General features: G+C 71.8%; 11 protein-coding genes. 1 reads left to right on the top strand and 10 read right to left on the bottom strand.

What is annotated here, in order from left to right; all coding sequences use genetic code 11:
- Positions 1–305 precede the first annotated feature (305 nt).
- A complete protein-coding gene (locus tag ACF09C_RS00135; protein WP_392086876.1) occupies positions 306–3,191 on the top strand; it encodes a BTAD domain-containing putative transcriptional regulator in 2,886 nt (961 codons plus the stop codon).
- Here ACF09C_RS00135 and ACF09C_RS00130 read toward each other — a convergent pair.
- The 10 genes from ACF09C_RS00130 to ACF09C_RS00085 form a co-directional block, all read right to left on the bottom strand.
- Positions 3,148–3,528 (bottom strand): dehydrogenase, encoded by a 381-nt coding sequence (locus ACF09C_RS00130; RefSeq protein ID WP_392086873.1) that lies wholly within the window; start codon positions 3,526–3,528, stop codon positions 3,148–3,150. The genes ACF09C_RS00135 and ACF09C_RS00130 overlap by 44 nt on opposite strands.
- A gap of 56 nt (positions 3,529–3,584) precedes the next feature.
- Entirely contained in the window at positions 3,585–3,782 is a 198-nt protein-coding gene (locus tag ACF09C_RS00125) for an acyl-CoA carboxylase subunit epsilon (RefSeq protein WP_392086871.1), read from the bottom strand.
- Positions 3,783–3,800: 18 nt separating this feature from the next.
- On the bottom strand, positions 3,801–5,345 hold the full coding sequence (locus tag ACF09C_RS00120; protein ID WP_392086869.1) for an acyl-CoA carboxylase subunit beta: 1,545 nt from the start codon (positions 5,343–5,345) through the stop codon (positions 3,801–3,803).
- 43 nt (positions 5,346–5,388) lie between these two features.
- Positions 5,389–6,330, bottom strand: a complete 942-nt coding sequence (fabD, locus tag ACF09C_RS00115; RefSeq protein ID WP_392086867.1) for an ACP S-malonyltransferase — start codon at positions 6,328–6,330, stop codon at positions 5,389–5,391.
- Positions 6,331–6,389: 59 nt separating this feature from the next.
- Entirely contained in the window at positions 6,390–7,955 is a 1,566-nt protein-coding gene (locus ACF09C_RS00110; protein WP_392086864.1) for an FAD-dependent monooxygenase, read from the bottom strand.
- A gap of 86 nt (positions 7,956–8,041) precedes the next feature.
- Positions 8,042–9,289 (bottom strand): NAD(P)/FAD-dependent oxidoreductase, encoded by a 1,248-nt coding sequence (locus tag ACF09C_RS00105; protein WP_392086862.1) that lies wholly within the window; start codon positions 9,287–9,289, stop codon positions 8,042–8,044.
- Positions 9,286–10,674 (bottom strand): FAD-dependent oxidoreductase, encoded by a 1,389-nt coding sequence (locus ACF09C_RS00100; RefSeq protein ID WP_392086859.1) that lies wholly within the window; start codon positions 10,672–10,674, stop codon positions 9,286–9,288. The genes ACF09C_RS00105 and ACF09C_RS00100 overlap by 4 nt, the downstream gene beginning before the upstream one ends.
- A 20-nt stretch (positions 10,675–10,694) precedes the next feature.
- On the bottom strand, positions 10,695–10,862 hold the full coding sequence (locus tag ACF09C_RS00095) for a ferredoxin (RefSeq protein ID WP_392086857.1): 168 nt from the start codon (positions 10,860–10,862) through the stop codon (positions 10,695–10,697).
- Positions 10,863–10,900: 38 nt separating this feature from the next.
- Positions 10,901–12,109: a cytochrome P450 gene (locus tag ACF09C_RS00090; RefSeq protein ID WP_392086856.1), complete on the bottom strand. Its 1,209-nt coding sequence runs from the start codon at positions 12,107–12,109 to the stop codon at positions 10,901–10,903.
- A 30-nt stretch (positions 12,110–12,139) separates the two neighbouring features.
- The gene (locus ACF09C_RS00085; RefSeq protein ID WP_392086854.1) at positions 12,140–13,081 is read right to left on the bottom strand and encodes an aromatase/cyclase; all 942 of its coding nucleotides are present in this window, start codon (positions 13,079–13,081) and stop codon (positions 12,140–12,142) included.
- Positions 13,082–13,103 lie beyond the last annotated feature (22 nt).

Genomic DNA, 13,103 nt, shown 5'->3' with positions numbered 1-13,103 from the left:
CAGCCGTCCCGCTTGTCAAGTGGCTTCCGTCGGGCGGGGGTTGTCTCCCCGGTCCTTCATCTGCCGGAAACGGTCTGCAAACGCATCGTTGACCAGTGGGAAGAGACCGATGTTGGCCGGAATTGACCGAAGGCACGGGGACCTGGACGTCTAATATTTCGATCATGGAGGCTCCGCGGGGGAGCGCTGTCCACTTCAAAATCCTGGGCACGCTGGAGGTTTGGCATGATGATGAACGAATCCGTCTGGGAGGTCCCAAGTCGCACGGAGTGCTCGGCGCACTGCTGTTGGAGGCCAACCATGTCGTGCCTCTGCCACGGCTGGTAGAGGCCTCCTGGGAGCGGATCCCGCCCGTCACCGCCGAGCACCAGGTACGCAAGGTCATCGCCGACCTGCGCTCGCGGATCCCGGGAGGGCATGAGCTCCTGCTCACCGACGGGCCCGGCTACCGGATCGTGCTGGCGGAGGACCAACTCGACCTGACCCGTTTCGAGCGGGCGCTCACCGAAGCCCGCGACAGCGAGGACGCGACCACCCGCACGGCGGCCCTGGAGACGGCGCTGAGGCTGTTTCGCGGACGGGTGCTGCCGGAAAGCCGCAGCCCGGTCCTGCGCGCGGCCGCCACCGTCATCGAGGACCGGCACCTCAGCGCTCGCGAAAAGCTGCTCGCGCTCCGCCTGGAACAGGGGGGTGCCCATGACGTCGTCGGTGAGCTCCGTGCCCTGGTCACCGAGCATCCCTTCCGGGAATCACTCACCGCCCAGCTGATGGTCGCCCTCTATCGGGTGGGCCGGCAGGCTGACGCGCTGCGTGCCTATCACGTCCTGCGGGCACGGCTCGCCGACCAGCTCGGCATCGACCCCAGCAGCGAGGTCAACGAGCGCTACCAGCAGATCCTGCGCAGCGCCCCGGATCTGCACAACGAACAGCCCCCGGAGCCCGCCCCGACACCACGCCCGGCGGCTTCCCCACCGCTGACCGTGCCCAGGTCCCTCCCGCACGACCTGCCCGATTTCACCGGCCGCGAGGCCGAGATCGACTGGCTGCTGGCCCAGGCGGACGAGCGGCGGACACAGGGCGTCACGGTCATCACCATCGACGGCATGGGTGGCACCGGCAAGAGCACGCTCGCGGTCCACGTGGCCCATCGCCTGGCCCGACACCACCCGGACGGCCAGATCTTCGTCGACCTGCACGGCTTCACGCCGGGCTGCGAGCCACTCGAACCGAGCACGGCGCTCGGCACGCTCCTGCGAGCCATCGGAGTCCCCGACGAACAGCTGCCCGAAGAGCTGGCGGATCGGGAGAGCCTGTGGCGGGGGATGACCGCCGGCCGTCGACTGCTGCTGCTCCTGGACAACGCGGTGACCTCCCAGCAGGTCCGCCCCCTCATACCCAGCTGCACCGGGTCACTGGTCCTGGTCACCAGCCGGTCGCCCCTGCTCGGTCTGGACGGGGCCGTGCCGATGATGCTCGGCCTGCCGACTCCCACCGACGCGAGCCTGATGCTGGCCAACGTCATCGGCGCGGACCGGGTGGAGCGCGAGCCCGAGGCCGTCACCGAACTGATCGGACTGTGCGCCCGTCTCCCGCTCGCGCTGCGGATCGTGGCCGCCCGGCTCCGCAACCGCCCCCAGTGGGCGATCGCGTCGATGGTCGACCGCCTGCGCGACGAGGACGCCAGGCTGGGCGAGCTGGTCGCGGACCACCGCAGCGTGCGAGCTGTCCTGGAGATGTCCTGCGCGACGATGTCCCTCCTGCACCAGCGCCTGTTCCGGCTGCTGGGTGTCCACCCCGGTTCCGACTTCGACGCCTGCACGGCCGCGGCTCTGGGCGATCTGCCCCTGTCGACCACCCGGCGCCTGCTGGAGGACCTCCTGGACGCCCGCCTGTTGATGCAGCGCAAACCCGGCAGGTTCACCTTCCACGAACTCGTCCGCTCGTTGGCCCGCAACCAGGCCGACCAGGACACAGGCGGCGCCGAGCCGGCCCGCCACAGGCTCCTGGACTACTACCTGTCCACCGCGGAGAAGGCCGGAATGCTGGTGCAGCCCGGCCGGGAACGCCTGCCGGTGAGCGTGGCCAACCCGCCGGCCGCCATGCCGGCCCTGGCCGACGTGGACGCCGCACTCGCCTGGTTCGACGAGGAACACCAGAACCTGCTGGCCGTCCTCGTCCTCGCCGAGGAAACCGGCCTGGACCTGCACGTGGCGCACCTGCCGCGCGTGTTCGCGTACTACCTGCACCAGCGCGGGCACATCAACGACCAACTCGTCGTCCTGCGCAGGGCGGTGGCCGCGGCGCGGCGCATCGGGGATCCGGGACTGGAAGGAGTCGCCCTGACCAACCTCGCGATCCCTTACTGGCACCTGGGGCGGATCCAGGAGGGCCTGGAATGCGCCCAGACCGCCCTGGCCCTCGCGGAGAGCAGCGGCGACCGGCTGGGCATCGCCTTCTGCCACAGCCGCATCGGGATGTTCCGCAACACCCTGGGCGAATACCAGGAGGCGATGAGGAACCTCCACCGGGCACTGATCGTATTCAGCCAAACGGGCAGCCTGCGGGAGGTCGGAGCCGTCCTCACCTCGCTGGGCGTCGCCCAGACGGGACTCGGGGACCACGAGGAGGCCCGCCGGACCAGCCGGCTGGTGATCGCCAACAGCCGGGAGATCGGTGACCCCTACGGAGAGATCGTCGGTCTCACCGGGGAGGCCGGCTCCTGCGCACGGCTGGGGGACTTCGATGCCGCCCTGGACCACCTCGCCCGGGCCACGAGTCTCGCCGAGCGGATCGGCACCTCGAACGGGGAGGTGTCGATCCTCGCCCAGTACGCGGACGTCCACGCTCGCCGGGGCCAGTACGAGGAGGCCCTGAGGTACGGCCACGCGGCGCTGGACCGGCTGCGGACGCTGAGCCGTCCGGCCCTCGCCGCGACCGTGCACAACATCCTCGGTCTCGTCCACCGCCGGCTCGGCGAATACACGCTGGGGGAGGGGCACCACCTGCAGGCCCGCCGACTCGCGCAGCGGATCGGCGGGCGGTCGGAACTCGCCCAGGCGCTGGAGGGCATCGCCGACGCCCGTCAGCGCACCGGCGACGACGCCGGTGCGCGGGAGCACCGGGATTTCGCCCGGGAGCTGCGGGTGCTCATGACGGGTCGGACTCAGGGGGGTTCTGTCGGTGCCCCGTGACGTGGGCGAAGGTCGAGCCGACGACCGTGCCGTCCGGCGCGTGTACGTAGCACAGGCCGGAACCGGTGTAGGTGCCTTCGAAGTGGGTCGCGTCGACGTTGATGGCGATCCACCCGGGCATCACGCTCCGGTCGTTGAACACTTCCCTGATGGTGTAGCTGAACGAGCGCGCGCCGGTCGCGGTCCAGGTGCCCTCGCCCGTGCTGAACGGGGTGGTGAGGGAGACCGTGCCGTCCGCCGCGAACGACAGCGCGAACTCGTCGGTGTGCTCGTCGTGGGTGGCGGTGCCCCGCCACAGGCCGAGCGGTCCGGTGTGGGTGGTGTCGGCCACGGACATCGTTGCCTCGCTTTCGATGGGTGAGAAGGTGCGGTGATGGTCGATGTGACGGGGCTTCAGCCCTGCCAGCTGTGCGGGGCGCGGAAGCCGGGGGTACGCTCCAGGCGGCGCCAGCCGGCCGTGGAGCGGTGCGCGGCCGGGATCTTCTCTCCGGCGGCGGCGCGGGCCAGCAGGACGGCGGTGATGGCCGCCAGCTCCTCGGGGTCGGCGTTGCCCTTCTCGACGCGGAGCAGGGCGTCGGCGGAGGTGCTCATCGGTGGCCGGTCTCCTTGCTACTGAGGCGGGTTGCCGTGCTTGCGGGACGGCAGGTCGGCGTGCTTGGTGCGGAGCATCGCGAGGGACTTGATCAGGACCTCGCGGGTCTCGGCCGGGTCGATGACGTCGTCCACGAGGCCGCGTTCGGCCGCGTAGTAGGGGTGCATCAGCTCGGCCTTGTACTCCTTGACCATGCGGGCCCGCATGGCGCCGGGGTCCTCGGCCTCCGCGATCTGCTTGCGGAAGATGACGTTGGCGGCCCCTTCGGCGCCCATCACCGCGATCTCGTTGGTCGGCCAGGCGTACGTCAGGTCGGCGCCGATGGACTGGGAGTCCATGACGATGTACGCGCCGCCGTACGCCTTGCGCAGGATCAGGCTGATCCGGGGCACGGTCGCGTTGCAGTACGCGTACAGCAGCTTCGCGCCGTGGCGGATGATGCCGCCGTGCTCCTGGTCGACGCCGGGCAGGAAGCCGGGGACGTCCAGGAGGGTGACGATCGGGATGTTGAAGGCGTCACAGAGCTGGACGAACCGCGCGGCCTTTTCGGAGGCGTGGATGTCCAGGACGCCCGCGAGGGACTGCGGCTGGTTGGCGACGATGCCGACGACCTGGCCGTCGAGACGGGCCAGGGCGCAGATGATGTTGCGGGCCCAGCGCTCGTGGATCTCGAGGTGGTCGCCGTCGTCGACGAGCTCCTCGATCACCTTGTGCATGTCGTACGGGCGGTTGCCGTCGGCCGGGACCAGGTCGAGCAGGACGTCCGAGCGGCGGTCCGCCGGGTCCTCCGAGGCCACGGTCGGCGGGTTCTCGCGGTTGTTCTGCGGCAGCATCGACAGGAGGTAGCGCACCTCGGCGATGCAGGTCTCCTCGTCGTCGTACGCGAAGTGCGCGACGCCGCTGGTCTCGGCGTGCACGTCCGCGCCGCCGAGGCCGTTCTGGGTGATCTCCTCGCCGGTGACCGCCTTGACGACGTCGGGTCCGGTGATGAACATCTGCGAGGTCTCGCGGACCATGAACACGAAGTCCGTGAGGGCCGGGGAGTAGGCGGCGCCGCCGGCGCAGGGGCCGAGCATCACCGAGATCTGCGGGATGACACCCGAGGCGCGGGTGTTGCGCTGGAAGATGCCGCCGTAGCCGGCGAGGGCGGAGACGCCCTCCTGGATCCGGGCGCCGGCGCCGTCGTTGAGGGAGACCAGCGGCGCACCGGCCGCGATGGCCATGTCCATGATCTTGTGGATCTTGGTGGCGTGGGCCTCGCCCAGCGCGCCGCCGAAGATCCGGAAGTCGTGCGCGTAGACGAAGACCGTACGGCCCTCGACCGTGCCCCAGCCGGTGATGACACCGTCGGTGTACGGCTTCTTGGCCTCCAGGCCGAAGCCCTGCGCACGGTGCCGGCGCAGCTGCTCGACCTCGTTGAAGGAACCCGCGTCCAGCAGGAGCGCGATGCGCTCGCGGGCGGTGAGCTTGCCCTTGGCGTGCTGGGCCTCGGTCGCCCGGTCGCTCGGCCCGCGCCGGGCCTCCTCGCGCAGGGAGTGCAGCTCCGTGACAATGTGACGCATCGCCTCATCCCTCGGTTCGGTCGTGGTGAGCAGTGACGGATCGTCACACGATGGCGTTGACCGCCAGCTTCAGGAGGTCCGCGTCGTTGGTGCGGAAGGTCTGCACGCCCGGCAGGATCCGCCGGCACATCCCCCCCAGCGCCTTCCCGGGCCCGACCTCGACGAAGGTGTCGACCCCGTCGGCCCCGAGCGCCTGCACCAGCTCCGTCCACCTCACCCGGCCGGTCAACTGCTGCCGCAGGCACTCCCGGGCTTCCTCCGCCGTCCGTACCCGGGCGGCGGTGGTGCCGGAGAAGAAGGGGATCCGCGGATCACGGAACTCGACCTGCTCCATGGCGACCACGAAGTCCTGCTCGATGTCCTGCATCAGACTGCAGTGCGCCGGACCGGCTATCTCCAGGACGACCACCCGCTCCGCGCGAGTGCTGCGCACCAGCTCGAGGAGTCGTTCGATGCCTTGGCTCTGCCCGGAGACCACGACCTGCGTCAGGTCGTTGTGGTTGGCCACCTCCACCACCTCGCCCGACTGGGCGGCGGCCCGGTCGCACAGCTCCTCGACCTCGGACAGGCTCAGGCCCACGACGGCCGCCATCTTCCCTGGAACGCGGTGGCTGACGTCGTCCATCAGTTCCCCGCGGATGCGTACCAGGCGCAGTGCGTCGGTCCACTCCAGGACCCCGGCACACACCAGCGCGGAGAACTCCCCGAGGCTGTGCCCCGCAACCACGTCCGGCTCCACCGAGTAGGTGCGCAGCACGTCGAGCGCGGCCACGCTGGTCAACAGCACCGCGGGCTGGGTCACCGGCATCTCGCGCAAGGCGGACGCCGGACCGTTCCGGCACAGTTCGGACAGGGCGAAGCCGAGGATCTCGTCGGCCCGCTCGTAGTAACGGTCATGCAGGTAGGGCCAGTTCCGCACCAGGTCCAGACCCATGCCGGCCCGCTGGGACCCCTGGCCGGGAAAGACGAACGCTGTGGAGGGCATGGTGGCGCCCCTTTCGTGAGAGAAGGAGAAGGAGACCGGCCGGCGGGGCCCGTCGACGCTCAACGCGCAGGGCGTCGGGCGGACGCCGACCCGACCGGCACCGACGCCGGCTCGCCGAACCAACGGCGCAGGGCGGCCGTCAACCCCGTGTCGGCGCCGCCCCGCCAGGCCACGTACCCGTCCGGCCGGATCAGCCACAGGCCGTCCCGCCCCGCACTGCGTCCGGCGACCGTCCGCACACGGTCCGCCCAGCCGCCCACCAGGGCACCCAGCCGCTCGTGGGACAGGGGCTCGTCCCGCAGGTCCAGCAGCATGCCCCGGCCGTCGCTCACCGGCCCGACGGGCCCGCCGCCGGGCGAGGCGACCTCCACGGGCCACCACGGCATCCGCGCGCCCACCGCGTCCTCGCCCGGATCCACTGCGGCGCCCGCCGGATACCGCAGCGACACCTGGCTGATGGCACCGGCCAGGTGAGCACGTACCGGATCCAGGGCCATCAGCTCACCGAAGACCTCGCGAAGGGCGTCCGTCTCCGCGCCTCCGAGCAGCACGGTCGCCTGGGCCGCGATGTTGCCAAGGACACGGGCCCCGGCCGCGTGCCGTTCCTCGTGGTAGCTGTCGAGCAGGCCGGCGGGAGCGTCCCCGCGCACCTCGGCGGCCAGCTTCCAGCCGAGGTTGACGGCGTCCTGCAGACCCAGGTTGAGGGCCTGCCCACCGACCGGCATCTGCACGTGCGCGGCGTCGCCCGCCAGCAGGATCCGGCCCGCCCGGTACCGCGACACCTGACGGCAGGCATCACCGAAGGAGTTGAGCCACAGCGGGTCCCCACAGGAGATGTCGTCCCCGGTCACCCGCCGCCAGGCGGCGGCCACCTCCTCGAAGGACGGCGCGCCCTCTCGCACCCGGGCCGGCCGGCCGAACTCGTGCACCATCACCCGGGTGACCCCGTCCGGGCGACGGCCGGCGATGGCCAACCCTCCCGGATGCCGCTCGAACCGACGGTCCGGGACGTCGACGCCCGCCACGTCGGCGCGCAGCAGCTCCCGGGTCGCGGCGCTGCCGGGGAAGTCGAACCCGGCCATGCGGCGCACAGAACTGTCCTCGCCGTCACAGCCCACCACGTACGCGGCGGTCACCGGGGCCGGCCCGGCCGGCCCCTCGGCCGCCACGATCACCCGGTCGTCCAGCTCGGTCAGGCCGGTCACCGTGTGCCCACGTCGGATCTCGGCGCCCAGGCCACTCGCCCACGCGGCCAGTTCCCGCTCGATGTCGGTCTGGGCGAGCTTCCACTGCCCGGCGTACGGGCTGTCGACGCCGGACAGGTTCAACGGGATGCCGCCGAAGTGCCCCGGGCCCCCGCCACGCAGCGGACCGAACCGTTCCAGCAGGCCCCGACGGGAGAAGAGTTCCGCGGTCACCGCGTGCACGGTCGAGGCCCGGGACTCCGTCGTCGGGCGCTCCAGCCGTTCGAGGACGACCACGCGGGCGCCGCCCAGGCGGAGCTCCCCGGCCAGCATCAGGCCCACCGGCCCGGCACCCACGACGACCACGAGGTCGCCCGTCCCCTCCGCGTCGCTCCGCGCCTCGCCGCCCTCGCCGATGTGTGCCGCCTGCCGCAGGTTCATGGGACGTCCCCTCCTCGCTGTCCTGCCTCTGCTGTCTCCGGTCGCGCACCGCGACCGCACCGCCGCGCCCCCGGGCACGCCGCCGATCACCGGGCCGCCCGGGCGGCACCGGCCGCCCGAGGGCCGATCAGGTCCAGCACGTTCTGCCAGTCGGCGCCCCGACGCATCAGACGTCGCAACCGGCTGATGAGCCCGGGGCACCCGAAGCCGAGCGCGCCGGCCGGCCGGCCCCCGGCACGGAAGACCACCGCGAACGAATCCCCGTTGGGGTCACCGACCGTCCAGGGCTCACCCCCGTCGATGTCCCCCACACCCTGCACCCGGACCCCGTACCAGTCGGTCCAGAAGTAGGCGAGGGACCGGAACGGCTCGGCCCGCCCCTCGGTCACGGCGTTCGCCCCGGCCAGGGCACCCTGCTCGGCCGCGTGCGTCCAGTGCTCCCGCCGGCCACCCGCGTCCCCGCCCCGCGGGACGACCCGGGCGACGTCACCCGCCGCCCAGACGCCCGGAGCCGACGCCGCGAGGGTGTCGTCGCACAGCACCCCGTCATCCACCGCGACCCCCGACCCGGCCAGCCAGTCGGTCTCGGGAACCGCCCCGATGCCGATCACGACACACTCGGCGGCCAACCGGCTGCCGTCGGACAGCACCACGGCACTCACCCGGCCACCCCGATCGCTCTCGAAGGACTCCACGGACACCCTGCACCGCAGCGCCACACCGTGCGCCCGGTGCAGACGTGCGCAGACCTGCCCGAGGTGGCCGTCACCCCGCTGGTGGAACGGTGCGGGGGCCGTCTCGACCACGGTGACCGCGCAGCCGTGGGCTCTGGCGGCGACCGCCACCTCGCAACCGATCAGTCCCGAGCCCACGACCACCGTCCTCGGCCGGCCCGCCAGCGCGGCACGCACCGCCTTGGCGTCCGACAGCGTCCGCAGGGTGTGAATCCCGGACAGACCCGCCGCACCGGGCAGTGTCCGGGCCCGCGCACCCGTGGTGATCACCAGCGCGTCGTACGGCACGGACGCGTCGGCCGTCCGCAGGGTGCGCCCCGCCGTGTCGAGGGCCTCCGCCGGTGTGCCGAGCCGCAGCTCGACCCCCAGCTCCCCCCGCAGCACCGCGGGGTCGACGAGCCAGGGCCCGGCCGGCTCGCCGGGGTCTGTCAGAAACGACTTCGACAACGGAGGCCGGTCGTACGGCAGATGCTTCTCGGCCCCGATCAGCGTGACGGAGCCGGTGAATCCGGTGGACCGGGCGGCCTCCACCGCGCGCAGGCCGGCCAGGGAGGCACCCACCACCACCAGCCGCTCCGGCCGCCGCGCCGCCGCGCTCACCGGCCGGCCCGGCCGGCGGCCGGTGCCGTGGTCCGCGCCGCCGGAGGCCCGCCGCGTCGCCGACCCGCCCGAAGCGCGCGCCACACCAGGCCGGGGCGCAACAGCGCCGAACCCGGATCCACCAGGGACAGGACCCGGATGAACCGGCGGGCGACCTCGGCGTCCACCGCCGCCGCCTCCTGCACCCGCACGCCCCAGGCCTGCACGAGCCGGATCCGCCATGTGCGCCGCCCCTCCACCCCGGGGAACGCGAGGTCGTTGGCGGTGTTCGCCTCCCACGAGGGGGCCACGGCGGTCCGCGCCAGGTCCCGTAGGAAGGCCCGCGAGTCGAGCGGCCGGCCGGACCTCAGGTGCCGACGCAGCGTCACCGCGCCGAGCGCGGCGACCGTCATGCCCTGGGCGTAGACCGGGTTGAAGGCGCACCCGCTGTCCCCCGTGACGAGGAACCCGTCGGGGAAACGCGGCATGCGGTCGTAGTGCCGCCGCACGCTGACGGGCACCCGGTAGGTGACCGGGTCGTCCAGCGGCTCGGCGTGGCGGATCAGCGCGTGCACCGGAGGAGCCGCCAGCGACAGGAGATAGGAGTGGAAGCCGTCGGCGTCGGCCGCCGGCCGGTCGTCGAGCATGCCGTTCGCGGTGACCTGGAACCGGTCGCCCTCGATGCGGGCACAGATCGCGCCGCGCGGCTGCTCGGGCGACCCCACGACGATGACCGCCTTGCCGTCGCTGATTCCCTCCGGTGGCAGCCGGTAGTGGCGGGTGGTGTACCCCACCCCCACCTTCAGCCGTTCCTCCTCCACCTTCGGGTAGCCGAGTTCCTTCAGCCACACCGGCGTGCGGCTGCCCCGGCCCATGGCGTCCACCACCAGGTCCGCTCGCAGCTCCTCGGTGACGCCGGCGGGCCCCTGCGTCCGCACGCGGACCCCGGTGACGCGTCCGGCGTCCGGCGTCGTCGTCAGCCCGAGGATGTCCCGCCGCTCCAGGAAGGAGACGGCGGGCAGGCTCGCGACCCGGCGGCGCACGTGATACTCCAGGAGCGGCCGACTGACCGCCACCGTGACCAGGTCACTGGGACTCTGCACCAACTTCCGGCCCCGGAAGTACCAGTGGCCGTCGGCGACGGTGTCCTGGATCTGGGCGCCGTCACCGGCCAGATCGTCGGTGAGGCCCGGGAACAGCTCCTCCAGGATGCGCTGCCCGGCCGCTTGGAGGCCGTGGATCTGCCGCCCCTGGGGAACCCCACGCCGCGGCCCACGCACCCCCTGGAGTTCGTCCCGGTCCACGATGACCACCTCGACGAACACCTCGGCCAGGACGCGGGCCGCCAGCAGCCCCGCCATGCTGCCGCCGAGGACGATGGCCCTGCGCATGCCGTGATCGGCCACTCGACTTCTCCTCCTGTCAGTCAGGCGGACCGGTCGGTCACGCTGAGTGCCGCGATGGGACACACCCGCACCGCCCTGGCCGCCTGGTCCCGGAACGCTTCCGGGACCGCCTGCTCTTCGTCGAACAGGGAGAGGAGCTCCCCGTCGTCATCCACTCGGAACAGGTCCGGCGCGGCCTCCTCGCACATTCCGTGGCCCTCGCACCGGGATCGGATCACCGAGATCCTCACCGGCCGGCCCCCCGCGTGTGGAAGGTGACGGGAAGGCTCTGCAGACCTCGGACGGTGTTGTGCAGCCGCCACACCGGCTCCCCGACCTCGATCCGGACGACCTTGGAGGCCAGCGAGTTCAGCAGCGTCTGGGCCTCCAGCCGGGACAGGGCCTGGCCCACGCACCCGTGGATCCCGTGCCCGAAACCGAGGTGCTCCGCGGCCTGGACCCGGGTGATGTCGAAGACGTCCGGATCCTGCGCCCAATGCCGCTCGTCCCGGTTGGCCGAGCCGTACAGCAGCAGCACCCGGGAGCCCGCGGTCAGCGAGACCCCGCCCAGCTCACGGTCCCGGGTCAGCAGCCGGGTGAACCCGCGCAGCGGCGACTCGAACCGGACCACCTCGTTGAACGCCCGCGGGATCAGGGACCGGTCGGCGCGGATGGCGTCCCACTGCCCGGGGTGCGAACCCAGCAGCCACAGGCTCGCCGCCAGCGCACTCACGGAGGTGTCCATGGACGGGCCGAGGAAGTCACCCAGCAGAGCGGGCAGCAGCTCGTTGCCGATCCGCCCGGCCTGGGCCTCCGCGATGAGCTCCGCACCCCAGCTGTCGGGCCGCAGATTGCCCGGCACCGACATGCGGTGCAGGAACTCGCCCATCTCCTTCAGCAGCGGGAACCCCGCCCGGGTGCGCTCGTTGAGGGGGCCGAAGGCGTTGAAGCCGGCGGCCGCCCAGTCCAGCAGACGTTCTCGGCCTTCGTCGATCGGCCACCCCAACAGATCGGGCACGATCTTGAGAGGGAACGCCTGACCGAAGTCGGTGACGGCGTCGAAACTGTCCCTGTCGATCAGCTCGTCGACGACCCGGTCCGCCCAGTCCTGGATGTACGCCTGGAACTGGGCCAGCGCCTTCGGCGTCAGGTGCCTGGCCACCAGCCCCCGCACCAGGTCGTGGTACGGCGGGTCGCTGGTCAGGCTGGACCCGTGCTGCGCCTTGTTCAGCTGCTCGGTCACGCCGACGCCGGAGGCCGAGGAGAACGACTCGTGGTCGTGCAGGGCGTCATACACCTGCTCGTACCGCGCCGAGGCGAACAGCTGGTACTTCTCCAGCCAGACCACGGGCCCCAGGTCGCGCAGAGCTCGGTAGTCCTCGTAGGGCGACAGGATCGACTCGTCGGTGTAGGGGTCGATCCCCGTGGAGGGTATGTCGGTTTCGGTGGTCAGCATGATCCGCTCCCGGACAGATACGACGGCATGTCAGCGCGCCTCGGCGTACTGCTTGGCGTGGTGGAGGGTGGCGCGGCTGTTGGTGCTCAGGGCGTTGCGCACGAACTCCCTCGCCGAGGCCACGTCCGCCTCCGGCCCCAGCAGCGCGGAGATGTTCGCGGGGTTGAGCACGACGGTGTGCTGGGAGGTGGCCGCCACGCGACCGTCCCGCTCCTCGAAGGACCAGTAGCCGGTGTGCAGGTTCATCAGGGCCGGCAACTGGGTCTGCTTGTAGACGATCCGGTGGGACGGGAAGCAGACCCGCACCGAGGTGGTGGTGTGCGTGGAACCGTCCTTGGCCCGGGTGTCCATCTGCAGCGTCTGCAGGGTCGGCACGGGCTCCTCCAGCCGGACCGCGGCGACGTGCGGCAGCCGCTCGGACCACAGCTGGGCCTCGTTGATGAAGTCGTACACGTCCTTCACGGAGCCGTCGATCAGGACGGTGTCCTCGAAGGAGAACAGCAGTTCCGCGGAGCCGACGGCCAGCTCCACGTTCTGCTTCAGGGCGGCCAGCTCCGCCCGCGAGTTGCGGTCCACCGCCTCGTCGATCCAGGCGAGCTTCTCCGGGTCGCCGTCCACCGCCCGGTAGTCGTGGAGCAGCCGCACCCGACTCTCACCCGCGGACGACGACTCGATGATCCACTCGCCGCCCATGGCCGCCACCGGCGGCCGCGACACCTGCTGGCGGAAGGTGATCCGCCGGGCCTGGGGATCCAGTGTCCGGCGGGACACCCAGTCCTTGGGCTCGCCGTTGGCGGTGGCCCAGATGTGGATGACCTCCTGCGCGCCCTGGCGCTCCACCACGTCGACGTGGACCGTCGGCGGGAAGATCCGGGACCAGTTCTCCACCTCGGCGATCAGCCGGTACACCCGTTCGGCGGGCGCCTGGATGGTGATCTCGTGTTCGACTTCGCGCCGGCCGTGCTCTGCCATGTCGTTCCTCTCCTCCTGCTCG

The sequence above is a fragment of the Streptomyces sp. NPDC014870 genome, assembly GCF_043081505.1.
Lineage (GTDB): Bacteria > Actinomycetota > Actinomycetes > Streptomycetales > Streptomycetaceae > Streptomyces.
Note: the sequence above shows the minus strand (reverse complement) of the source record. Positions and strands in the feature narration are given on the sequence as shown.